Below are 22971 nucleotides of genomic sequence, written 5' to 3' on the forward strand. Positions count from 1 at the left end.
TAACCGAATTTAATGAAAAAAAAAATATTCGCGCCCGCGGCGCACAGGGAATTGCTGCCCCCAACCGAAGTTGATGCCAAGTATAAAGCCATGCGCTGGCAGGTTTTCGCCGGTATATTTTTAGGCTATGCAGGCTATTATTTAGTGCGCAAGAATTTCTCGCTCGTAATGCCCGACCTGATCAAAGAGGGCTATACTAAGGCCGAGCTGGGCTTGGCACTATCGGCAGGTGGCATAGCCTACGGTTTGAGTAAGTTTTTGATGGGTAATGTATCCGACAGGAGCAACGCGCGGTATTTTCTGAGCATCGGCCTGGTGTTGTCGGCCCTTTGTATGATCGTGATGGGTACCATGAGCTGGGCTACGTCATCGGTGTTTATCATGTTCGCTATCCTGTTGATCAACGGCTGGTTCCAGGGGATGGGTTGGGCGCCTTGCGGTAGGGTGGTTGTTCACTGGTTCTCCACCCGCGAGCGTGGCCGTACCATGTCTATCTGGAATTGCGCGCACAACGTAGGCGGCGCGCTGATGGGCGCGGTGGCTTATGTAGCGCTCATCATTTTTGCCACTTGGCAAAGCAAACTTTACCTGCCCGGCTTTGTAGCCTTAGGTTTCGCGCTGATCGCTTTTCTGCTGATCAGGGATACGCCGCAATCGGTAGGCTTGCCACCTGTGGAGGAGTACCGTAACGACTACCCTAAGAACTACTCTGCCGAGCACGAGAAGGAACTGACCTCGAGGCAGATCTTTTTCAACTTTGTATTTAATAACCGTTTGCTGTGGTATATCGCCTTTGCTAATGCGTTTGTTTACCTCATCCGCCAGGGCATCCAGGATTGGGCGCCAACGTACATGACCGAGGTAAAACACTTCGACCCGAAACAGATCAGCTGGTCGTATTCTTATTTTGAGATAGCAGGCATCCCAGGCACGCTCATCTGCGGCTGGCTGAGCGATAAAGTTTTTCGCGGGCGACGCGCACCCACCATTATCATCTATATGCTGCTGATCATTGTGGCCGTGGTAACGTACTGGCAATGCCCCGAAGGTAACTTGGCTATTGCCAACACCGCGCTGATCGCCATTGGTTTTTTGATCTACGGCCCGGTAATGCTTATCGGTGTGCAAGCCCTGGATCTGGTCCCTAAAAAAGCGGCAGGAACAGCAGCCGGTTTAACAGGCTTCTTTGGCTACATGGGCAGCGCTTTGCTGGCCAACATCGCCATTGGTCAAGTGCTGGACCACTACGGTTGGGATGCTTCGTTCTATGTGATCATCGGTGCCTGTGTGTTGTCGATATTTTTCACCGCCCTAACCTGGAACAGGGAGAAGGCCAATTTGCTGACCAATGCTTAAGATCATGAAAAATACATTCCTGACGCTAACCTGTTTACTGGCTTTATCGGCCAATAGCTTTGCGCAAACTACACCAGCGGCCAAACCACCAGCTATTTATCCTAAAGGCGTTTGGGATAGTACCTATCGCCCAAAGATCACTGCCGACAGCTTGGCATCATTCAAGGCGCATCCTGTTACATCAACAGATGTGGTATTCTTGGGTAACAGCATCACCGCCCGTGGCAAATGGGCGACCTTGCTTAACGAACCACATGCCCGTAACCGTGGCATATCCGCTGATATAACTTTTGGTATTCTGGATAGATTGGACGATGTGATCGCCGGTAAGCCAAAAAAGGTCTTTATCCTCATCGGCATTAACGATATATCGCGCAATATCCCTGACAGCCTGATCATCCGTAACCATAAACGCATGGTGGATCGCATCCGCAAAGGTTCGCCTAACACACAGATCTATTTTAATACCATATTGCCTGTTAATGCATCGTTCGGTAAGTTCCCTAACCATTACGGCAAGGACGAGCACATACTTGCGATCAACGAGGCGATCAAGAAACTGAAAGGCAAAAACGTAACCATCATAGACCTGTATCCGCATTTTTTGGATGGCGAGGGCCACCTAAAAGCGGAGTGGACGGATGATGGCTTGCACCCTAATGCCGCTGGTTATCAGCCATGGGTGAAAATATTTGCAGATGGTGGTTATTTGAAATAGTTCGGCGATCATTTAACCACAAAGGACACAGAGGTTTTCACAAAGGACACAAAGCTATCCATAATCAAATGTACATGGCTTTGTGTACTTTATGCTTCTTTCTTTATGCCTTACTCTGGATGTTTTACCCCTTATCAAAGCTACTGCAAATTGCATTGCCATTTCATTCCCCTAAAATTAGGGGAAAACCACTGGCCGTGCTAAAGCACTGTCTTTGATAAGGGGTAAGCGTCTCTGTCGGCACGCTCCCCGTTTGCGCATAAGCAAATTACCCGTACCTTTGCGGTAATGAGAAGTAAGTCCCCTAACCGTGTGTATGAGAACGTAAGCATTATTGATATTGCCGAGGAAGGCAAAGGCGTTGGCAAGACCGACGACCTGGTGCTTTTTGTAGAGAAAGCTGTTCCCGGTGATGTGGTTGATGTGGAGGTATACCGTAAAAAGAAGAAATTTGGCGAGGGCAAGATCAAGGAATTAAAAACACCGTCCCAGCACCGCACGTTACCTTTCTGCGAGCATTTTGGTACTTGCGGCGGCTGCAAATGGCAACATATGACGTATGATGCCCAACTGCAATTTAAACAAAAAGCCGTTCACGACGCGCTTACCCGTTTAGCTAAGCTGGAGGTTGACCATATGCTGCCGATCGTACCATCGCCCCAGGATAGGTATTATCGCAATAAGCTGGAGTTCACCTTTTCGGATAAACGTTGGTTATACGACGGCGAGAACCGTGAAGATGAGCAATTGAATATGAACGCTCTTGGTTTCCACATCCCCGGCCGTTTTGATAAGATATTGGATGTGAACCACTGCTACTTGCAGGCAGATCCGTCTAACCAATTGCGTAATAGTATTAATAATTTTGCCAAGCAAAACGGCATTAGCTATTATGGCATCAAGGCGCATACGGGTTCTTTACGTAACCTGATCATCCGTACATCGACCACGGGCGAGTTGATGGTGATCGTTGTGTTCGCTTTCGCGTCGCAAGAAGAGATTGACCTGCTGATGAATTTCATTAATAAAGATTTCCCGCAGATCACATCGTTATTATACATCCTTAACCACAAAAAGAACGATACCATTTTTGATCAGGACGTATTGGTTTGGCGCGGACCGGAATACATTCACGAAGAAATGAACGGCATCAAGTTCCGTATCGGGCCAAAATCTTTCTATCAAACCAATTCGATACAGGCCTTAAAACTATACGAGATCACCCGCGATTTTGCCGGCTTTAAAGGCGATGAGCTTGTGTATGACCTTTACACCGGCGCCGGTACCATTGCCAACTTTGTGGCAGGCAGCGTGCGCGAAGTGGTGGGTGTAGAATACGTACCATCTGCGATAGAGGATGCTAAGATCAATTCGGGCATTAACAATATCACCAACACTAAATTTTATGCCGGCGATATGAAGGACGTGCTGAACGCCGAATTTATAGCCGAGCACGGCAAGCCCGACGTAGTGATCACCGATCCGCCACGTGCCGGTATGCATGCCGATGTAGTGGCCCGCCTAATGGAAATGGAAGCGCCCAAAGTTGTCTATGTGAGTTGCAACGCCGCCACACAGGCACGCGATCTGTTAGTATTAAAAGAGAAATATAATGTAACTAAGATACAACCGGTAGACATGTTCCCCCATACACAGCATGTGGAGAATGTGGTGTTGCTGGAGTTGAGAGGGTAGTGATCGGTTAACTGGTGATCAATAACCGGTGGACAGTTAAATTAGAAGAAATAAGGATGTCACCCTGAGCCTGTCGAAGGGCGTGTGTTGGGCTTACCACCATGCATCGTTGATATGCATATACACAATGGTTCGACAAGCTCACCATGACACATCTTTCAATATATTGAGGTATGGATCCCGAAGAATTATTATTTGACCAGAATGGTCCAAAAAAGGAAAGTCCGCTACGGAGTTTAGAGGTAGACCTGCGTTTATACAGCGAATCGCTGCGCGAGATAGCGGTCGAGATCATGGTGGAGGGCTTATCCCGTTACCCCATATTTGTGGCGCACCAGCACGAGGTTGCTTTGGGCGAACCGGTGATGCAAAAAGAAGACCTGAACACTGACTGGAATATTAATGTAAGCATGCTGGAAGAATTTATCGATCGCGGCATCATCAAAAAAGAACTGCGGGAGCGTTTTCTGGATACCTACAAAGATCCGCATGACCACATGTGCGTGTTTGTGATCGTACCGGAGGGGGCGAATTTTGTATTTTTCCCTTACGGAAAAGAATAGTAGCTGACCGATGTACGGCCTGTTCATGTTCCCGTTCTTTTTGTTGCTGTTAGTGATCACGGCGGTGTCGGGGATCCTTGCCCTTTTGGGTCATGGCAGAACAGCCGGGAAACTCCTGATGGGAATTTGGGGCGGTTTCTTTTCCATCTGTATTCTGGGTGGGTTAGCTATTGCCTGGGATGTTTACCGGGACGTGGGCAAAAGCGATGTGTATGGTCAATACGTGATCGACCGTTTTAAATTCCCGGGTGGACAAGCCAATTGGCAGTATAATCATTATCGCTTTGAGCTGACCAAAGACAATAAGATATTATTTCATATCACAGATAAAACGCGCATTATTAGGACCGATACCGGCAGTTTTTCCTTTGCAGAGAGCTATCATCACCCCCGCTTAAAGATCGTTATGCCGCAGCCGGCCCATCACATTTTATACAGCAACCCTACATTATACGTAAATAAACCATCGTTCCACTATGTTTTTGGGTCCAGGTATTATGGCAATATGTTTTTTGTAAAGGACGATTGGGAGCCAAGGGAAGAATAGATCGGAATGTTTTAAAGTTCTGCTTTTTTAACTTTTCAACTTTGTAACTTTACAACATTTCAACTTCAATACCACATGCCCGATACTAAACGCATACCGATATTATCCGCCCAACAGATCCAGCAAAAGCTCGACCGTATCGCTTACCAGATATTAGAAGATAATTTTGAGGAGACAGAGCTGATCATTGCCGGTATCCAGCCACGTGGTAACTTTATCGCGTCGCGATTAAAGGCAATATTAGAGAGCATCTCGCACCTGCAGATCACCCAGATCAATATCGAACTGCAAAAAGAAAGCACCCACTTAGAGGCTAAGACCGATACCCCGCTACAGATCTGCGCCAACAAAGTAGTGATCTTGGTAGATGATGTATTGAACAGCGGTAAGACACTGGCCTACGGCTTCGGCGTATTTTTGGACCTCCCATTAAAAAAACTGCGTACCGTGGTATTGGTCGACCGTAACCACAAAAGCTTCCCTATCACTACCGACTATGCAGGTGTAGCCCTATCTACTGTTCTTAAAGAACACATTGAAGTGGTGTTGACCGAGTATGGTGATGCTGATGAGGTGTATATGAGGTAGATATTGGCCCGAAAGCCGGGTGGACCGCGAAGACAAAGCCGGTTTGTCACTATGTGGAACGAAAGACCTTTGCTACAATGCAAGGTAATTAGCTGGTCCGAAATATTTATCGTAAAGTTCCTTGATAGCATTCAGGACACGCGTTGATATATCTTTGCCAGATCCAACATGAAACGCATACTGCCTACCATCGTCATTTCCCAATTCTTTTGCACCTCCTTATGGTTTGCGGGTAATGCTGTAATGGGCGATATTGTTGGCAGCTTGAACGTTTCGCCGGCGTTATTGGCCAACCTTACCAGTATGGTACAGTTCGGGTTCATTAGCGGTACGCTGGTGTTTGCCTTGTTGAGTATTGCCGATCGGTTTTCGCCTGTTAAGGTTTTCTTTACCTGTGCGATCATTGCGGCGGCGGCCAATTTGGGCATGGTGATACCGGGCGCAGGCATCACCGTTTTAATGATCGTGCGTTTTTTGGTAGGCTTTTTCCTGGCGGGGATCTATCCGGTGGGGATGAAGATCGCTGCCGATCACTATCAGCAAGGCTTGGGCAAGTCGTTGGGTTTTTTGGTGGGGGCTTTGGTTGTTGGCTCGGCCTTTCCGCATTTGCTTAGGTCGGGTTTATTTAAATTGCCCTGGCAATACGCCATCTGCACCACATCCTTACTGACCGTGACCGGTGGTTTGGCCATGCTGCTATTAGTGCCCGACGGTCCTTATCGCAAACCTGGTCAAAAATTGGTGCTGAACGGGTTTATGCAGGGTTTCCGTAACCCGCAATTCCGTGCTGCGGCTTTTGGTTACTTTGGGCACATGTGGGAGTTGTACACGTTCTGGCTGTTCGTCCCGGTGATCATTGGTAATTATGCAAAGGCTTTCGCGGATTTCAATGTTCCGCTGTTGTCGTTTGTGGTGATGGCTATTGGTGGTGTATCCTGCGCGGTGGGCGGTTTACTATCAGGAAAGTTCGGTACTAAACGTATTGCTACCTGGGCATTGGCCATTTCTGGACTGTGCTGTTTGTTATCACCCTTGATGATCACTTGCCAAACGGTGTGGGTGTTCATCGCCTTAATGCTGATCTGGGGCGCGGCGGGCACGGCCGATTCGCCCTTGTTCTCAACACTGGTGGCCCAACATGCGCCGCCCGAGTTTAGGGGGACATCGCTTACCATTGTCAACTGCGTAGGTTTTGCCATCACCATCGTCAGCATACAATTGATCAGCATGGTGGCCCAAAGCAGCGATAGTATTTTTGTATTCATGCTGTTGGCTATTGGTCCGGCTTTGGGCTTGTTGGCGTTACTAAAACCATCCGCGCAAGCAAAATGATCCTTATCTTTACGGAACATCTTCACCCTATGGAACGCATAGAAGTACGACATCTTTTTAAACCGCTGGACGACCTGCTGATCCAGTTATTAGAGCAGCTTAGTCCAGAAGATTGGCACAAACCTACCGTAGCCAAACTTTGGACCGTGAAGGACGTAGTAGCGCATTTACTGGACGGCAATATCCGCACGCTATCCATCCAGCGCGACAAATATTTTGGCGAACCCCCACCTCAAATAAACGGCTACACCGACCTGGTGGCCTGGCTGAACGGCCTTAATGCCGATTGGGTGAAGGCTAATAAGCGCATTAGTCCGGACGTGTTGATCTTGTTGCACAAAGCTACCAATGACGCTACGACCCGATATTATGAGTCGCTGGATCCGGATGCAGAGGCGATCTTTGCCGTAAGTTGGGCGGGAGAAGAGCAAAGCCTGAACTGGATGCATTTGGCGCGTGAGTACACCGAAAAATGGCACCATCAGCAGCAGATCCGCGAGGCTACGGGCCGCGACAGTATTCTTACCCGCGAGTTCTTTTACCCTATGATAGATACCTTTTTCCGCGCCTTACCTTTTACTTTTAAGGATGTGGATGCGGTGGACGGCACAACGATCAAGGTCAGTATCCCCGGCGATGCAGGTGGCGATTGGTATTTGCAAAAGCAGGGTCAAAACTGGGCTTTGGTTGATGGTGTTAATGAAGCGTCGATATCCGCATCGGTCAGCATACCGGCTTACATCACCTGGAAGTTGTTCAGTAAGAGCGTGCGGCCTGCTGATGTAAGTGCTGAAGTTGTTTTAACTGGTGACCAGCGGTTAGCGATGAAGGTATTGGATATGGTATCGGTAATGGCCTGATCTTTTATAAATACTATAGCGAATTTGCGACTGCCAAAGAGTTTGAGCGGCGTCAATATATTCAATGCCGACTAAACGGAGGATCTGAAGACGCGATGACGGAATTTGCCCGGACTGCAATAAATAGAACAACAACATGGGATCATTAACTCATTTAGATAATAAAGGCAACCCCAGCATGGTCAACGTGGGCGAAAAAACCATTACTAAACGAACGGCCACCGCACGAAGTATTGTGGTATTACCGCCCGAGGTATTAGCACAGCTGACCGACGGCCACCTGCAAACAAAAAAAGGATCGGTGTTCCAGATCGCGATCATTGCCGGGATCATGGCTGCTAAAAGAACTGGGGAGTTGATCCCGCTGTGCCACCCGCTTGGGCTGGATAATTGCGATGTTGATATCAGCCTGAACGACGATCAGGAAGTGGTAATAGATTGCACGGCAAGCATCACCGCTAAAACAGGTGTTGAGATGGAGGCTCTGGTAGGGGCAAGCCTGGCCGCCCTCACCATCTACGACATGTGCAAAGCCATGAGCCACGATATTGTGATCAAAGAGACCAAACTAATGGCCAAAACAGGAGGCAAACGTGACTTTAAAAAAGCATAGTAAACATACCGCATTGATCCGCCCGGCTTATGGCAACTTTGGCCGTAAAGAGTGGGCTTTTGTCGGCGCACCTTGCGGTGATATTAAAAGACTGGCAGAGGGCATTATTGCCGAACTATACAAGGTAGCTAAAGTGGCTTATGTGGACGCTGTCCATGCCGATGAACCTGCGCCCGCATCGGCACGTTTAGCGGCCGGGGCTTATTTGGAATATACCGAATTGGAAGGTCAGCAGCAGTTTAATTACAACGGGGAATTGAATGCTTTCCAAAACCGGGCGCTTTTCAATTCGACGGATCTTATCCTTATCAACGGCAACCATCACCGTGGGCAAAAGCAGGTGGTGATCATCGATAGCAAGAAGAAAGCATCGCTGCAAAAACGTCTGGATCAACTGACCGATGTGCGCCTATTCTTATTAGCAGACGGCGAGAATGATGTTTTTGACTTTGTAAAAGGTGCGATCGCCGATCATGCGGATATCCCGGTATTGAAGCTAAATGATATCGGTCTGATCACTTCATTTTTTAAAGCCGAATGGCAAAGGAGTCGCCCCGAACTTTACGGCTTAGTATTATCCGGGGGCAAAAGTACCCGCATGGGCGAGGATAAAGGCAGCATCAATTGGCATGGTAAAGAGCAACGCTACCACATGGCCGACCTGTTGAAGAACTATACCGATAAAGTTTTTATCTCTTGTCGCCCGGATCAGCAGCAGGATATCGACCCGCAATATCACACCCTTACAGATACCTTTACCGGCCTCGGTCCGTTCGGCGCGATACTATCAGCCTTTCGCGAACAGCCTGAGAAAGCCTGGCTGGTAGTCGCTTGCGATCTGCCACTGTTGGACAGAACCACGCTCGACTTCCTGACAGCTAACCGCGATACATCGGCCGTGGCCACTGCTTTCCAAAGCAGTTATCAAAATTTCCCCGAGCCGTTGATCACCATTTGGGAACCTAAGAGTTACGCCGTGTTGCTGTCGTTTTTGGCGCAGGGTTATTCCTGCCCGCGCAAGGTGCTTATCAATAGCGATACCCGTGTATTACAAGCGCCAAACCAGCAGGCCCTTACTAATGTTAACACCCCGGAGGAGCGCGAACAGATACAAGCCATCCTTAAAAACAAAACTACCGCATAATGGATACCTCCCGTTATAGTTGCCAGATAGCATTACCCGGTTTTGGCGAGCAAGCCCAGGAGCGATTGGCGCAAGCCAAAGTGGTTGTTGTGGGCATGGGTGGTTTGGGTTGCCCGGTTGCACAATATTTGGCAGCATCGGGCATAGGCACGTTGGGCATAGTTGACGAGGATATCGTTAGCTTGAGCAATCTGCACCGACAGATCCTTTACACACCAAATGATGTTGGCCTTAAAAAAGTGATCGTGGCGGCTGCCAAATTGCAGGCACAAAACCCGGGCATCGCGGTCGTCGCCCATCCGATGCATGTGAGCGCGGAAAACGTGATGGAACTATACACGGGTTACGATATCATAGTGGACTGTACCGATAATTTCGATACCCGTTACCTGCTTAACGATGCCGCTGTATTATCGGGTAAACCGATAGTTTACGGGGCGATCTATCAATTTGAAGGTCAGGTAGCCCTTTGGAATGCCCTAAATACCGACGGCACCCGAAGCCCCAACTATCGCGACCTGTTCCCCGCCGTAGATGCTACGCAAGTGCCTAATTGCACCGATGGTGGGGTAATACCTACCCTTGCCGGAATGATCGGCTGTATGCAGGCTAATGAAGTAATTAAGCTGATCACCAACACAGGCGAACCTTTAGCCGGAAAGGTATTGACGCTGGATGCCCAAACCATGCAGAGCCGTGTGATCAAGATCGGTCGTGTCACTAACGCCAACATCACCGCATTGCCAAAAACTGATGTGCCGGAAGTATTGACAGTTGAGCAGGTCCGCACGGGGCTGTCATCCGGCGATATGGAACTGATCGATATCCGCAGCAGTGCCGAGCATGATGACCATAACATTGGCGGCAAACATATCCCGGCCTACAAATTGGAGCGAGAGTTGGCTAATGCCGATCCGGCTAAAACTTTGGTATTATATTGCACCATCGGCAAGCGCAGTGCCAATGCGGTGAAGCAGTTAAAGCTGGTGTATCCTAACTTAAATATTGCATCGTTAGCGGGCGGCGTGAAAGCCTGGGGATACAATGTTCAATAGCGATCCGGTTTATCGTTGTCTCACATAGATCACACCCGGGGCTGTTGGGTATATATGGCCAATAAACAAGGTGTCATGCTGCACCGCTATCCTTTGCGAAAAGCCACCCAAACCGTACATAATGATCTTCTCGTTGTTCCTGTTATCCTGGCCTGGTCCTATCCAATACTTCCCTTTAGCAAGCAGGCGACCATTGTAGATGCTCCGGTAAGTGTTATCCGCATTTAGTTGGAACAATATCACAGTATCTTTTGGTACCGGTTGCCGACTGCCGATCACACCACCTACGCCATAGGCCGCACGCCAGGTGCCTACAAACTCTTTATTATCGGTGGGTAATTCTTCCTTTTTGCAGGATACTGATATGGTTGCTAACAGAATGATGACAAGGTATCTCATAATTGCCGATTTTATCAGGATACGGCATAAGGCGACGGTTCGCTACATGAAAGTAATAGTTTCAGATCGATAGTCGATATGGTGCAGATAAGTCTCTCGAAATATCTTATTAGAAATTAATTAGAAAATTTCTGCTTACGTTTGCAATGCTTAAAAACTTTAACCCCTAATTGATCTTAAGCGATGAAAAAATTATTGATCTTATCGATGGCCCTTTGCGGTGCATTGAATTTTGCCGCAGCGCAGGATACCGTTAAACAACAACGCTTTAACCTGCATTTTCAACAGACCATTATCACGCAGACCAAGCCCGGCTTTGCAGCCAAATACTCGGGCCAGAACAGTCTGTCGGATCTGTCCGAAACAGCTACGTCTCTTACAACCACGTTCTATGGCGGTGCACGGTTGTGGAAAGGCGCGCAGGTATATTTTAACCCCGAAATGTCTGGTGGTGCCGGCTTTAGTAAAACATTGGGTGTAGCAGGATTTCCGAACGGTGAAACTTTTCGAGTAGGTGGCGATGCACCTAAGATATACATCGCCCGTTTATATTACACCCAAAACTTTGAATGGGGCGCAGAAAAAGACACCCTTGCCGACGAAGCCAACCAATTGGCCGGTACGCTAAGCAAACGCCACTTCAGCTTCACCATTGGCAAATTTGGCATGGCCGACTATTTTGACCAGAACAGTTACAGCCACGATCCGCGTACCCAATTTATGAACTGGAGCTTGATGAGTAACGGCGCCTGGGATTATCCCGCCAATACCCGTGGTTACGTAATGGGTCTATATACCGAATATGCCCAACCCACATGGACCTTACGCTTTGCCTTCACCATGAGTACCACCGAAGCCAACGGCGCTATTTGGGATCAAAAGATCGGCAGGGCCAATACGCAAACTTTAGAATTTGAGAAACGCTACAACATCAACGGCAAGCCGGGCGCTTTCAGGGTGCTGGGTTTTAGGAATATCGGCAAAATGGGCAGCTACCGCGCAGCGATCAACCGCAACCCTACGGCGCCGGTGGTTGATACCTTGCTGCATTACGGCAAACGCAAATTCGGTTTCGGGCTAAATGCCGAGCAAAGTATCACTAACGATCTTGGCGTATTTGCCAAGCTAAGCTGGAACGACGGCAAGACCGAGACCTTTTACTTTACCGAGATAGACCGCTCGCTAAGTTTTGGCGGCGTGTTAAAAGGGACATCATGGGAACGCACCGACGATGAGCTGGGCTTAGCCTTTGTAGCCAATGGCCTCTCTGCACCACACCGAGATTATTTGGCTGCAGGCGGCTACGGCTTTATTATTGGTGATGGGCAACTGAATTACAGCCACGAGCTGATCGGCGAATTGTATTATAAGGTAAGAGCATCAAAAGCGATCTGGATCAGTCCTGGTTACCAGTTTATTGCCAACCCTGCTTATAACAAAGACCGCGGCCCGGTGAATGTGTTTTCGGCAAGGGTGCACGTGGAGTTTTAATTTAGGGCGATGGCAAGCCCGGGCGCTGCATGCTTTCCGGCTTATTTAGTGCGGACATTAAATTTGCTATCGTCTTTCAGATACAGCCACGTAAGCAATAACGGTATCACAATGATCAGTAAGCATCCTCTGATGATCCAGTTGGTCTCACCCATGGGGCTTAACAGGATGTTATTATGCGCGCTCATGTTAGATGTGCGGTCGGGAAAGCTGCAGGTATAAAAATAAAGGATCACCCACATGGCGGCTGTGACCTTGGTTATTTCTTTGTAGGTCCGCCAAAATGCCCCGAGGTATTCTTTGGTCTTGATCTTGCGTTTTTGCCCTTTGTAACTATCGGTAATGGTTGTCCCTACAGATGAGGGGAGATCATTGCAGTTCGTCGCCTCGGCAACTACGATCACTTTATCGCTGACACTTGTACCGCAGTATCCGCATATTGGGTTATTCAGTTCGATAGTGGCCCCGCAGTTCTTACAATTCATAGGGTAAATATATTCAGCCGGCGGTTAAGCAGCAAGTACCAACCAGCCAAAATATCCGATCATACAGGTCGCGCTTAAAAAATTCATCCGCATGGCATTTTTAAAATTAGCGTGACGGGTATCCTGCCCAACTTTGTAAAACCACCAGTTAAAGTAAAGGAATATCGGTAAGGTCAAGATCAGGAACTGATAGAAATAGTAGAGGTCGCCGGTCGGTCGCCAAAAAAGATACATTAGCACAAGGCCGCCCGCGAACAGCGCACCCGAGAAAATGAACGAACCTTTATATCCCAGCAGTAAACTCAGCGTGCGGTCGCCGCGGCTACTGTCTTCCTCGTGCTGGTAAACTTGTGTTAAGGGATACGACGCGCCGATGAGGCAGGAACATATCGCGCCTGCTATCACAAAGCGGCTATCCCAGCCTTGAAAAAGATCGCCGGTATTTAAGGCCGACCAGGTACTCCAATAAATAAATGCCCCCTGAAAAAAGAAAACCGTCAGGAAGCTGATGATCGGATACTTCTTTAACCTTGTGGCCGGGTGGCTGTATAGTTTGGACATGATGCCATAGATCAAAACCGCCAGGGCGAATTGCCAGCTAATCAGGAAACCCAGACCGAAAGCTAAAGCTTCGATCAATAAGGAAAAATAATACAGGCTGATGTCTACCTTCGGCGGCCGCTCTAACAGGCCGATGCTTTGTTCGTCGCGGTCGAAGTAGCTGTTATAACCATTACTTGCGGGGAAGGCCAGGAAATGCCAGATAAAAAACACCAGCCAAACTTTACTTTGATCGGCATGCGGTGTCTGACTTAACGCGAACAGGAATACCGGGAACAGGAACAACGAGAACACGAAACGCAGGTGCGCTATGGCCGAGCGCGTCGGGATCAGTTGTTTTATTTGCATCGTATAAATGTAAAATACTTAACACAGTAAACATACGTTCAGTTCTTTTATTAAAATAGTACCATGAAACAAATTTTTGCGCTGATCGCGTTAACATTCGCCGTTGGCTTGGCCGACGCGCAAACCAAACATACATTGACCAAGGCCACGGTCGAGTTCAAGTTGAAGAACATGGGCTTCAATACCGGCGGCGTGATCGAAAAGGTAGAAGCCGATATCAACTTCAGTAAAGACAAACCAGAGGCGAGTGCCATTACTGCTACCGCCGATGCCAATAGCATCAACACCGAAAACGATATGCGCGATGGTCACCTTAAAAAACCTGAATATTTTGATGTGACCAAATACCCAAAGATCACCATGAAGTCGGTATCTTTCAAAAGTAAAGGCGCGAACAACTTTATCGGGGTGTTCAACGTAACTATAAAAGACAAAACAAAAGCCATCGAAGTGCCTTTTACATACGTCGCTACGGATAACAAAGCCGATTTTAAGGGCAAATTTAAACTGAACCGCCTTGATTTTGGCGTCGGAGGCAAAAGCGCCATGATGGGCAATGATATCACGGTCGAGTTAGACATACAAACTACCACGAGTTAAACAATATATATGACGAGTTGCATCAGCGCCATAGGAACGGCAAATCCGGCAAACAGATTTTCGCAAAGCAGGATTTACCAGTTCATGGCAGATGCATCCGGACTGGATGTAAATAACCGCGCCCGGCTAAAAAGTATCTACGATCATTCCGGCATAGAGACACGTTACTCCGTCATCCCCGATTTTGGGACAGACGAGATGGATGAGTATGAATTTTTCTCCCCATCCGCCACACTCGAGCCCTTTATTGATACAGCAGGGCGAATGGCGATCTATCAAAAAGAGGCGGCCAACATAGCGGCTGATGCCGTTAAGGATTGCTTGAAGAACTACCCTGAAGGGACACTGCAACAGATCACCCACCTGGTCACGGTGAGTTGTACTGGCATGTATGCGCCGGGTCTGGATATCGATCTGGTAGAAAAACTCGGACTGAAGACCACTATCGAGCGTACCTGCATTAACTTTATGGGCTGCTACGGCGCCGTCAACGGCTTGAAAACCGCTGATTATATCTGTCGCGCTGATGCTAATGCCAAAGTTTTAGTAGTAAGTGTTGAGCTTTGCACCCTGCATTTTCAAAAAGAGAACACGCTGGATAATTGGGTGGCTAATTCGCTTTTTAGTGATGGCGCGGCCGCCGTACTCGTAGAGAACACAAAAATCGCCATTGCGCCCAGCGCCCCACGCCTTGCCCTCTCCCATTTCTATTCCGAATTTTTACCGCAGGCCCGCAGTGAGATGGGCTGGTACGTTGGCAATACCGGTTTTGAAATGAAGCTTACCAGCAAAGTTTCCAAGCAGATAAAAGCGCATATCCCGGCTATTACCCAGCGCTTATTGCAAAGCGCGGGCATTGCTAACTTATCGCACATACAAGCCTATGCCATCCATCCGGGAGGTCGGAAAATATTAGAGGCGGTAGAAGAAGCTTTGGAGTTACCCGAAGAAAGCAACGCTTTTGCCTACGGTATACTGCAACGTTATGGCAATATGTCATCAGCCACGATACTTTTTGTGCTGAAGGATCTTTTGCAAAACACCGTTAAGAACGATCAGCAGATACTGGGTTTTGCCTTTGGTCCGGGATTGACCGTTGAGGGCATGATCCTGAAAACTCAATTAGCATGACGGCAGATGTGCTGATCATTGGCGGCGGCTTAGCGGGTTTGCTTAATGCTATCCAACTTAACAAAGTTGGTTTACAGGTGGTGGTCATCGAGAAGAAAACTTATCCATTCCATCGCGTTTGCGGGGAGTATATCAGTAACGAGGTATTGCCTTTTTTTGATAAGTTGGGATTGGACGTGGATTGCCTGAACCCCTCGCGTATTACCCGTTTAGAGATAACTAACGCGGGCGGCAAACGCTTTAATACCCAATTGGATCTGGGTGGGTTTGGCGTTAGCCGATATACACTGGATAACTATCTCTATAAAACCGCCCATGCCGCAGGCGTAAAATTTATGCAAAACATGCGTGTAGAGGATGTCCGCTTTGTTCAAGATCGTTTTGAGGTCACCATCCCCGGGCAAACGCTAACAGCACCGCTGGTGATAGGATCTTACGGCAAGCGCTCTAATCTGGATCAAACACTAAAGCGCGATTTCTTTTATAAACGCAGCCCGTTCTTAGCGGTCAAATTTCATATTAAGGCGGATCTGCCCGAAGACCTGATCCAATTAAACAATTACAAAGATGGCTATTGTGGCGTTAGCAAAGTTGATGGCGACCGCTGGTGTATGTGTTACCTGGCCCATCGGGACGATCTTCGGAAATATGGATCATTACAAGCGTTGGAGGAAAATGTCATCTGCAAAAATCCGCACCTAAAAAAGATCTTTGATACAGCAGAGTTCTTGTTAGATAAACCCGAAGTGATCAACGAGATATCCTTTGAAAAGAAAGCACCTGTAGAGCATCATATATTAATGAGCGGCGATACTGCCGGTATGATCGCCCCGCTTTGCGGCAACGGCATGGCCATGGCCATACACTCGAGCAAGCTATTGTCTGAGGCTGTCGTTCGTAATTACCTTCCCGGAAAATTTAACGCGCAACATCGCGATAAAATGGAACAGGAATACACCCAAGCCTGGAACAAAGAGTTCGCTAACCGCCTCTGGGCGGGTAGGCAAATGCACCGACTGTTTGGTCGGGATGCCGTGACAGGACTTACCATTAGCATGCTAAACCATGTCCCGCTTTTAGCTAACTTTTTGATCCGGACATCACATGGTCAGCCTTTTGCATGATGGGTAAGCTCCTAGATCCCTCCTCGGGGAGGGGTGAATTGGGGATAGCGGTCGCAGGGATGGGTTAGCCGTGAGGCAGAGCCGCCTAACCCCTCCCTGCCTTTTCAGCACTATCTTGCCCGCTCCCTCCCCGAGGAGGGATCAAGAAAACAGCTTGGTCTTCAAGGACTAAAACATCACTTTAATATTTTTAAACAGATATGCCCAACCTCAAATACCGCTCTTTCGAACCCGAGGTTATGGATGACCTCGGCTTGCCATCAACAGAGATAGATCCGGTTTTGGATGGCTTAGCCAAAATGAACCGCTGGTTCGGTGCGCATCAAAGTGTAATCAGATCGATCAAAAATTTTCCTGTCAATAAAGGCGATCATATCAGCGATTGGGGCAGTGGTGGGGGCGATACTTTGGCGGCGATAAGAACCTGGTCTGATCAGGATGGTCTTAATTTAAAATTGACCGGCGTAGATGCGGCTCCCGCTGCGATCCGTTTTGCGGAACAACACACCCATGGACAACAGATCAACTATATCCAAGCCCATGTATTGGGCGATGAATTGCAAAGGGACCAATTCGATATCGTGTGTTCCGGATTATTTAGTCATCATTTTGATGATGAGGAATGGGTGCGGCTGATCCGTAAGATGTACGATAGCGCAAAACGCGGAGTGATCCTCACCGATCTGCATCGGCATTGGGTTTTGTATTATGCGGTAATGCTGATCACTCATACTATTACCGGCAATAAAATGGTTCGGGTAGATGGGCCGCTCTCGGTAAAGCGCGCCTTTAAAAAACACGAAATTATCTCTCTTCTCCAAAAAGCACAAATTGATAACTATAAATTAACATGGGTTTGGCCCTTCCGTTGGCTGTTAGTTATCCATAAATAGTACATTAGCGATATGAAGTTGCGTGTACTTATCTTCCTTACCTCTGCCGCCGTGGCGATCACGGTGTCGTCGGTCAACTTTTATTTTCAGCATAAGTGGTACGATCTGGCCATCACCTTTGTGGTGTCGTTCGCCATCAGCTTTATCGTTTTTTACTATCTGATCGAAAAGTACGTTTACTCTAAGATCAAGCTGATCTATAAACTCATCCACAACCTTAAACTGGGCCGCGATCTGCGCGACGCCTTGGGCGAGACCACCAGCAGCGCCGATCCGATAAACGATGTAGAAAAAGAGGTAAAAGAATGGGCCCGGGCCAAAAAGACCGAAGTTGACGACCTGCGCAAACAAGAGAAATTCCGCCGTGAATTTTTGTCCAACATCTCGCACGAGTTCAAGACCCCATTGTTCGCTATCCAAGGTTATATCGAGGCTATCCAGGATGACGAGTTTGAAGATATCGACATGGCCCGCCAGTTCTTAGAGAAGGCATCTAAGAACGTAGACCGTTTAAGTTATCTGATCAGTGATCTGGATGCGATATCCAAATTAGAATCAGGCGAGGTGCCTATCCAATACACCAAATTCAAGATCAATGATCTGATCAAAGAAGTGCTTGATTCGTTAGAAATGAAAGCCCAGCAGCACCAGATAAAGCTGGTTTTTAAGCAAAAATACGACGAGAACGTAATGGTTACCGCCGACCGCGGCAAGATAAACCAAGTACTGGTGAACCTGATCGATAATTCGCTTAAATACGGCAACAAAGGCGGCCAAACGGCTGTAAGCCTGTTCAACCTGCATGATCAGGTACTGATAGAGATCACCGACGACGGTATCGGTATCGAAGAAAAATATCTGCCCCGCCTTTTCGAACGTTTTTTCCGTACCGAGCAAAGCCGGTCGAGGCAGATCGGTGGTTCGGGCCTGGGTTTAGCTATTGTAAAGCACATCATCGAGGCGCACGAGCAAACCATTAACGTGCGCAGTACAGCCGGTATGGGATCTACCTTTGGGTTCACTTTGCAAAAGGCTAAACAAAATCCGCTGCCTTTGCCATTTCCTGTTATGCCAGCATTAAAGAGTTAACACTAATTTAACATTGCTTACTTACCTTTGCACCAATAAAATAATAAAATGTCATTAAACAGTATCTTTCAATACTTTGTCCCTAAGGATAAAAAAGTATTCTTCCCCTTGTTTGAACAGGCCGCCCAAAACGTTGTTGCCATGGCGACCATTTTAGTGGAAGCTGTTAATACGAACGACAACGCTGCCCGCGAAGATATGTTCAAGCAGATAGATAAGCTGGAGAATAAAGGCGATGACCTGACCCACCAGATATACCTGGAGCTGGGCAAGAACTTCATCACCCCGTTCGACAGGGAAGATATCCACTCTTTAGCTACCGCTATTGATGACGTAGCCGATTACATCCAAGGTTCGGCTAACCGGATGATGCTGTACAATATTGACGAGTACACCGAATCGATCCAAAAACTTTCCGAATTGATCTTACAAGGTGGCGTGGAGATGGAAAAAGCGATCCGCGAATTAAAAGACCTTAAAAATGTGCGCAACATTGCAGATAGCTGCATCCGCATTAATAGCATAGAGAACCAGGCCGATTACGTATTCGATCGCGCGGTGGCCGACCTATTCCTATATGAGAAAGATGCCTTGCGCCTGATCAAATACAAAGAGATCCTTGCCGCCTTAGAAACAGCTACGGACATGTGCGAGGACGCTGCTAACGTAATGGAATCTATCTTAGTTAAGAACGCCTAATTAAACCTGATATACAAACCACATGGTAACTACACTACTTGTTGTTGTTGTAATACTCGCCATCGTTTTTGATTTCATTAACGGTTTTCACGATGCGGCCAACTCTATTGCCACTATCGTATCTACAAAGGTGTTAACACCTTTCCAGGCGGTAATATGGGCAGCAGCTTTCAACTTTCTTGCTTACTTTCTGATCACTGAACATAACGTTGCTGGTACGGTAGCAAAAACCGTTCACGAGGGCTTTATTACCATGCACGTAATACTTGCAGGCCTTGTTGCCGCCATCACCTGGAATTTGGTTACCTGGTGGTTCGGCATCCCGTCAAGCTCGTCGCATACGCTGATCGGCGGCTTTGCCGGAGCGGGTATGACCAACGCGCTTTTTATGCATGCCCACGTCCTTGATGCCATCAACGTACAGCCTATCTTAAGGATCATAGCTTATATATTCATCGCGCCTTTCATCGGTTTGATATTTGCTTACTTTATTACCATCGTTATATTACACCTTTGTAAAAATGCGCGGCCGGCCGCGGCAGAGCGATGGTTCAAAGCTTTACAATTGATATCATCAGCCGCATTGAGCTTTACCCACGGTGGTAACGATGCGCAAAAGGTAATGGGTATTATTTATGTATCGTTGGTGGCATCCGGCTTTTTAAAAATGGACCCACATGCAGCTAACATGCCCGAGTGGATCCCGCTTACCTGCTACACCGCCATTGCGGCCGGTACCATGAGCGGCGGCTGGAAGATCGTAAAGACCATGGGCACCAAGATCACCAAAGTTACCCCATTAGAAGGTGTAAGTGCAGAGTCGGCAGGTGCGATCACCTTGTTCATTACCGAGCGTTTGGGTATCCCGGTATCTACCACTCACACTATCACCGGTTCTATTATTGGTGTAGGTTTAACTAAGCGCGTCTCTGCTGTACGCTGGGGTGTTACCATCAACCTGATCTGGGCCTGGATCATCACCATCCCTATCTCGGCCTTATTAGCCGCTGCGGTATTTAGCATTATGCACTTTATCGGTTAATACCCACAAACATATTAAAAACGAAAGGGCTGGTTTTGACGAGAAACCAGCCCTTCTTGTTTTTATCACTACGTGCAGACCGAATTTTTAAATGCTCACTTACAATAAGATGAAAAATATTTGGAATAATTCTTTATTTATAAATATTTTTCTTTATATTTGTAGTGCTTCATTAGGGTGATAATTACAATTACGTCCTAACATGCTAAATTCATCTTGCCTTTCTTGCGGTACTATTCTGTTATACTTATAAGCTTTGGCTCCCCTTTAAACATGATTTCTCTGAGGCAACGCGGTGAACGCGGTTGCTGCTCGTTCTTTGACGTATTTATATTTTTTTGCTGCCTGAACAAACCTTTGTCCATCCTGATCGCGGATGACACACAGATCTGTGGGTCATCCGCCGGCATTCAGTAAAGGACTGGAGTCGGAAATGAAGAGTAAAACAAAAGAGCCGATCTTGATATCAAGGTCGGCTCTTTTGGTCTAATGTATCCAAAATTAGCTGATCCACTCAAACTTGGTATAAGGTACTAATACCTCAGGTATCCTGATGCCGTCAGCGGTTTGATTGTTCTCTAACAATGTAGCAACAATACGTGGCAATGCCAAGGCGCTGCCGTTCAGCGTATGTGCCAATTGCGTTTTACCTTCAGCGTTACGGAAACGTAGCTTTAAACGATTGCTCTGGAAGGTCTCGAAGTTCGATACTGATGATACCTCTAACCAGCGTTGCTGTGCGGCGCTCCAGGTTTCCATATCATAAGTTAAGGCCGATCCAAAACCCATATCACCACCGCATAAACGCAGTACGCGATAAGCCAGTCCTAAGTTTTGCAACAGGCTTTGTACATGGGTACTCATGGTCTCCAATACATCGTACGACTTATCGGGATGCACCACCTGTACGATCTCCACTTTATCAAATTGGTGCAAACGGTTCAAACCACGTACGTGGGCGCCGTAAGAACCGGCCTCGCGACGGAAACATGGGGTATAACCACAATTCATTACCGGCAATTCTTCACCTTTCAGGATCACATCGCGGTATAAGTTGGTGATAGGCACTTCAGCAGTAGGGATCAGGAACAGGTTGTCCATACCAACGTAATACATCTGCCCTTCCTTATCCGGCAACTGACCGGTGCCAAAACCTGATGCCTCGTTGATCAGCAAGGGCAACATCACTTCGGCGTAGCCTGCCTTTTCGGCCTCGTCTAAAAAGTAGGCGATCAACGCGCGTTGCAGCTTAGCACCTTTGCCTTTATATACCGGGAATCCTGCCCCGGTGATCTTAACACCTAATTCAAAATCGATAAGGTCATATTTGGCAGCCAGTTCCCAGTGCGGTAAAGCATTTTCGGGCAATGTTGGTTTGTTGCCATGCTCTAAAACAACCTCGTTCTCTTCAGGGGTGATACCCTTAGGTACAGATGCGTGCGGAAGATTTGGCAGCAATACCAATTTCTGCTGTAACTCTTCATCAACAGCAGCCAGGTCTTCGGTCAGTTTTTTGATATCCTCTTTCCAGGCACCGGTCTGGCCTTTTAGGGCATCGGCTTCGTCTTTTTTGCCGGTACGCATCAACTCGCCGATCTGTTTAGCAGATGCGTTGGCTTTAGACTGCAGTTCTTCGCTGGATATTTGCAGGGCACGGCGTTGCGAGTCTAATACGATGATATCATCGACCAAACCCACTTGTTTGAAATTTTTTACAGCCAATCGCTCTAAAACCTGTTCCCTGTTATCACGGATATAACTAACTTGCAGCATTATTTTTTTTCGACAAAGATATAATTTGTTCATGGTTTATAGTTCATAGTTCGTGGCCGATTTGCATTTCTGATGCAACCAAGTCAACTGTGCGACCATCAACTATGAGCCATGAACCATAGCCCATGAACCCAACAGGCAAACTATACTTAGTACCCACCCCTATAGGCAATCTGGAGGATATGACTTACCGGGCTATCCGCATATTAAAAGAGGTTGACCTGATCCTGGCCGAGGATACCCGCACGTCTGCCCCAATGCTCAAGCACTTTGGCATTACCAACCGGGTATTGGCCCATCATCAGCATAACGAGCATCAGAGTAGTACCGAGATCGTTAGATTCTTAAAAGAGGGCAAGAACATCGCCCTGATATCCGACGCAGGTACACCGGCCATCTCCGATCCCGGCTTTTTCCTGGTGCGCGAGGCATTAAAGCATGAGCTACCTGTAGAGTGCCTGCCCGGCGCTACGGCTTTTGTACCGGCTCTGGTCAACTCTGGTTTCCCTACGGATAAATTTTGCTTTGAGGGCTTCCTGCCACTAAAAAAAGGCAGGCAGACCCGCTACAAATTTTTAGCCGAAGAAGAGCGCACCATCATACTGTATGAGTCGCCGCACCGTTTATTAAAGACTTTGGACGAAATGGCCACCTACTTTGGTGCCGACCGCCAACTATCCGTATCGCGCGAACTGACCAAGATGTTCGAGGAGACGGTACGCGGAACGGTGACCGAGATCAAGACCTATTACGAGACCCATCCCGCCAAAGGTGAGTTTGTGATCTGTGTGGCAGGCAAAGAAGGCAAGGTGAAGAAGGGCAAGTATGATAAGGGGGATAAGGAGGAGGAATAGAATATTAAACA

At 47.7% G+C, this 22971-nt stretch carries 24 protein-coding genes; 20 read left to right on the forward strand and 4 right to left on the reverse strand.

What is annotated here, in order from left to right; genetic code table 11:
* Positions 1-12: 12 nt before the first annotated feature.
* From glpT to IRJ16_RS06605, 11 genes are all read left to right on the forward strand, one after another.
* The gene (gene glpT, locus IRJ16_RS06555) at positions 13-1356 is read left to right on the forward strand and encodes a glycerol-3-phosphate transporter (RefSeq protein WP_194110724.1); all 1344 of its coding nucleotides are present in this window, start codon (positions 13-15) and stop codon (positions 1354-1356) included.
* 4 nt (positions 1357-1360) lie between these two features.
* On the forward strand, positions 1361-2074 hold the full coding sequence (locus IRJ16_RS06560) for a GDSL-type esterase/lipase family protein (RefSeq protein ID WP_194110725.1): 714 nt from the start codon (positions 1361-1363) through the stop codon (positions 2072-2074).
* Between the two features lie 288 nt (positions 2075-2362).
* Entirely contained in the window at positions 2363-3769 is a 1407-nt protein-coding gene (gene rlmD / locus IRJ16_RS06565) for a 23S rRNA (uracil(1939)-C(5))-methyltransferase RlmD (RefSeq protein ID WP_194110726.1), read from the forward strand.
* Positions 3770-3942: 173 nt separating this feature from the next.
* On the forward strand, positions 3943-4332 hold the full coding sequence (locus tag IRJ16_RS06570) for a hypothetical protein (protein ID WP_194110727.1): 390 nt from the start codon (positions 3943-3945) through the stop codon (positions 4330-4332).
* Between the two features lie 10 nt (positions 4333-4342).
* Positions 4343-4879, forward strand: a complete 537-nt coding sequence (locus IRJ16_RS06575) for a hypothetical protein (protein ID WP_194110728.1) — start codon at positions 4343-4345, stop codon at positions 4877-4879.
* A 75-nt stretch (positions 4880-4954) separates the two neighbouring features.
* Positions 4955-5467, forward strand: a complete 513-nt coding sequence (locus IRJ16_RS06580) for a phosphoribosyltransferase family protein (RefSeq protein WP_194110729.1) — start codon at positions 4955-4957, stop codon at positions 5465-5467.
* 168 nt (positions 5468-5635) lie between these two features.
* The gene (locus IRJ16_RS06585) at positions 5636-6799 is read left to right on the forward strand and encodes an MFS transporter (protein WP_194110730.1); all 1164 of its coding nucleotides are present in this window, start codon (positions 5636-5638) and stop codon (positions 6797-6799) included.
* Between the two features lie 29 nt (positions 6800-6828).
* Positions 6829-7659 (forward strand): maleylpyruvate isomerase N-terminal domain-containing protein, encoded by an 831-nt coding sequence (locus IRJ16_RS06590; RefSeq protein ID WP_194110731.1) that lies wholly within the window; start codon positions 6829-6831, stop codon positions 7657-7659.
* A 136-nt stretch (positions 7660-7795) separates the two neighbouring features.
* On the forward strand, positions 7796-8272 hold the full coding sequence (gene moaC, locus IRJ16_RS06595; RefSeq protein ID WP_194110732.1) for a cyclic pyranopterin monophosphate synthase MoaC: 477 nt from the start codon (positions 7796-7798) through the stop codon (positions 8270-8272).
* The gene (locus IRJ16_RS23115) at positions 8253-9416 is read left to right on the forward strand and encodes an NTP transferase domain-containing protein (protein WP_194110733.1); all 1164 of its coding nucleotides are present in this window, start codon (positions 8253-8255) and stop codon (positions 9414-9416) included. The genes moaC and IRJ16_RS23115 overlap by 20 nt, the downstream gene beginning before the upstream one ends.
* Positions 9416-10471: a HesA/MoeB/ThiF family protein gene (locus IRJ16_RS06605; protein WP_194110734.1), complete on the forward strand. Its 1056-nt coding sequence runs from the start codon at positions 9416-9418 to the stop codon at positions 10469-10471. The genes IRJ16_RS23115 and IRJ16_RS06605 overlap by 1 nt, the downstream gene beginning before the upstream one ends.
* 9 nt (positions 10472-10480) lie before the next feature.
* On the opposite strand, the gene IRJ16_RS06610 is transcribed toward IRJ16_RS06605, so the two are convergent.
* A complete protein-coding gene (locus IRJ16_RS06610; protein WP_194110735.1) occupies positions 10481-10870 on the reverse strand; it encodes a hypothetical protein in 390 nt (129 codons plus the stop codon).
* A 183-nt stretch (positions 10871-11053) separates the two neighbouring features.
* Between IRJ16_RS06610 and IRJ16_RS06615 the strand changes: the two genes are divergently transcribed.
* Positions 11054-12361 carry a carbohydrate porin gene (locus IRJ16_RS06615; RefSeq protein ID WP_194110736.1) on the forward strand — a complete coding sequence of 436 codons (1308 nt, stop codon included), beginning with the start codon at positions 11054-11056 and terminating at the stop codon, positions 12359-12361.
* 41 nt (positions 12362-12402) lie between these two features.
* Here IRJ16_RS06615 and IRJ16_RS06620 read toward each other — a convergent pair whose 3' ends face one another.
* A complete protein-coding gene (locus IRJ16_RS06620) occupies positions 12403-12846 on the reverse strand; it encodes a hypothetical protein (RefSeq protein ID WP_194110737.1) in 444 nt (147 codons plus the stop codon).
* Positions 12847-12870: 24 nt separating this feature from the next.
* On the reverse strand, positions 12871-13755 hold the full coding sequence (locus IRJ16_RS06625; protein ID WP_194110738.1) for a UbiA family prenyltransferase: 885 nt from the start codon (positions 13753-13755) through the stop codon (positions 12871-12873).
* 63 nt (positions 13756-13818) lie between these two features.
* Between IRJ16_RS06625 and IRJ16_RS06630 the strand changes: the two genes are divergently transcribed.
* The 7 genes from IRJ16_RS06630 to IRJ16_RS06660 all read left to right on the forward strand — a co-directional run bounded on the left by IRJ16_RS06630 (position 13819) and on the right by IRJ16_RS06660 (position 20333).
* A complete protein-coding gene (locus IRJ16_RS06630) occupies positions 13819-14355 on the forward strand; it encodes a YceI family protein (RefSeq protein WP_194110739.1) in 537 nt (178 codons plus the stop codon).
* Between the two features lie 9 nt (positions 14356-14364).
* Positions 14365-15486 (forward strand): type III polyketide synthase, encoded by a 1122-nt coding sequence (locus IRJ16_RS06635; RefSeq protein WP_194110740.1) that lies wholly within the window; start codon positions 14365-14367, stop codon positions 15484-15486.
* Positions 15483-16610: an NAD(P)/FAD-dependent oxidoreductase gene (locus IRJ16_RS06640; RefSeq protein ID WP_194110741.1), complete on the forward strand. Its 1128-nt coding sequence runs from the start codon at positions 15483-15485 to the stop codon at positions 16608-16610. Before IRJ16_RS06635 ends, IRJ16_RS06640 begins: the two co-directional genes overlap by 4 nt.
* Positions 16611-16810: 200 nt before the next feature.
* Complete coding sequence (locus IRJ16_RS06645) at positions 16811-17503, forward strand: methyltransferase domain-containing protein (RefSeq protein ID WP_194110742.1); 693 nt, start codon at positions 16811-16813, stop codon at positions 17501-17503.
* Between the two features lie 12 nt (positions 17504-17515).
* Positions 17516-18592 carry a sensor histidine kinase gene (locus IRJ16_RS06650; protein ID WP_194110743.1) on the forward strand — a complete coding sequence of 359 codons (1077 nt, stop codon included), beginning with the start codon at positions 17516-17518 and terminating at the stop codon, positions 18590-18592.
* Between the two features lie 48 nt (positions 18593-18640).
* Entirely contained in the window at positions 18641-19291 is a 651-nt protein-coding gene (locus IRJ16_RS06655) for a DUF47 domain-containing protein (RefSeq protein ID WP_194110744.1), read from the forward strand.
* Positions 19292-19313: 22 nt separating this feature from the next.
* Positions 19314-20333 (forward strand): inorganic phosphate transporter, encoded by a 1020-nt coding sequence (locus IRJ16_RS06660; protein WP_194110745.1) that lies wholly within the window; start codon positions 19314-19316, stop codon positions 20331-20333.
* Between the two features lie 501 nt (positions 20334-20834).
* Here IRJ16_RS06660 and serS read toward each other — a convergent pair.
* Positions 20835-22106: a serine--tRNA ligase gene (gene serS, locus IRJ16_RS06665; protein ID WP_194110746.1), complete on the reverse strand. Its 1272-nt coding sequence runs from the start codon at positions 22104-22106 to the stop codon at positions 20835-20837.
* Between the two features lie 125 nt (positions 22107-22231).
* Between serS and rsmI the strand changes: the two genes are divergently transcribed.
* Positions 22232-22960: a 16S rRNA (cytidine(1402)-2'-O)-methyltransferase gene (gene rsmI / locus IRJ16_RS06670; RefSeq protein WP_194110747.1), complete on the forward strand. Its 729-nt coding sequence runs from the start codon at positions 22232-22234 to the stop codon at positions 22958-22960.
* Positions 22961-22971: the final 11 nt, after the last annotated feature.

This window comes from Mucilaginibacter myungsuensis (assembly GCF_015222005.1).
GTDB lineage: Bacteria > Bacteroidota > Bacteroidia > Sphingobacteriales > Sphingobacteriaceae > Mucilaginibacter > Mucilaginibacter myungsuensis.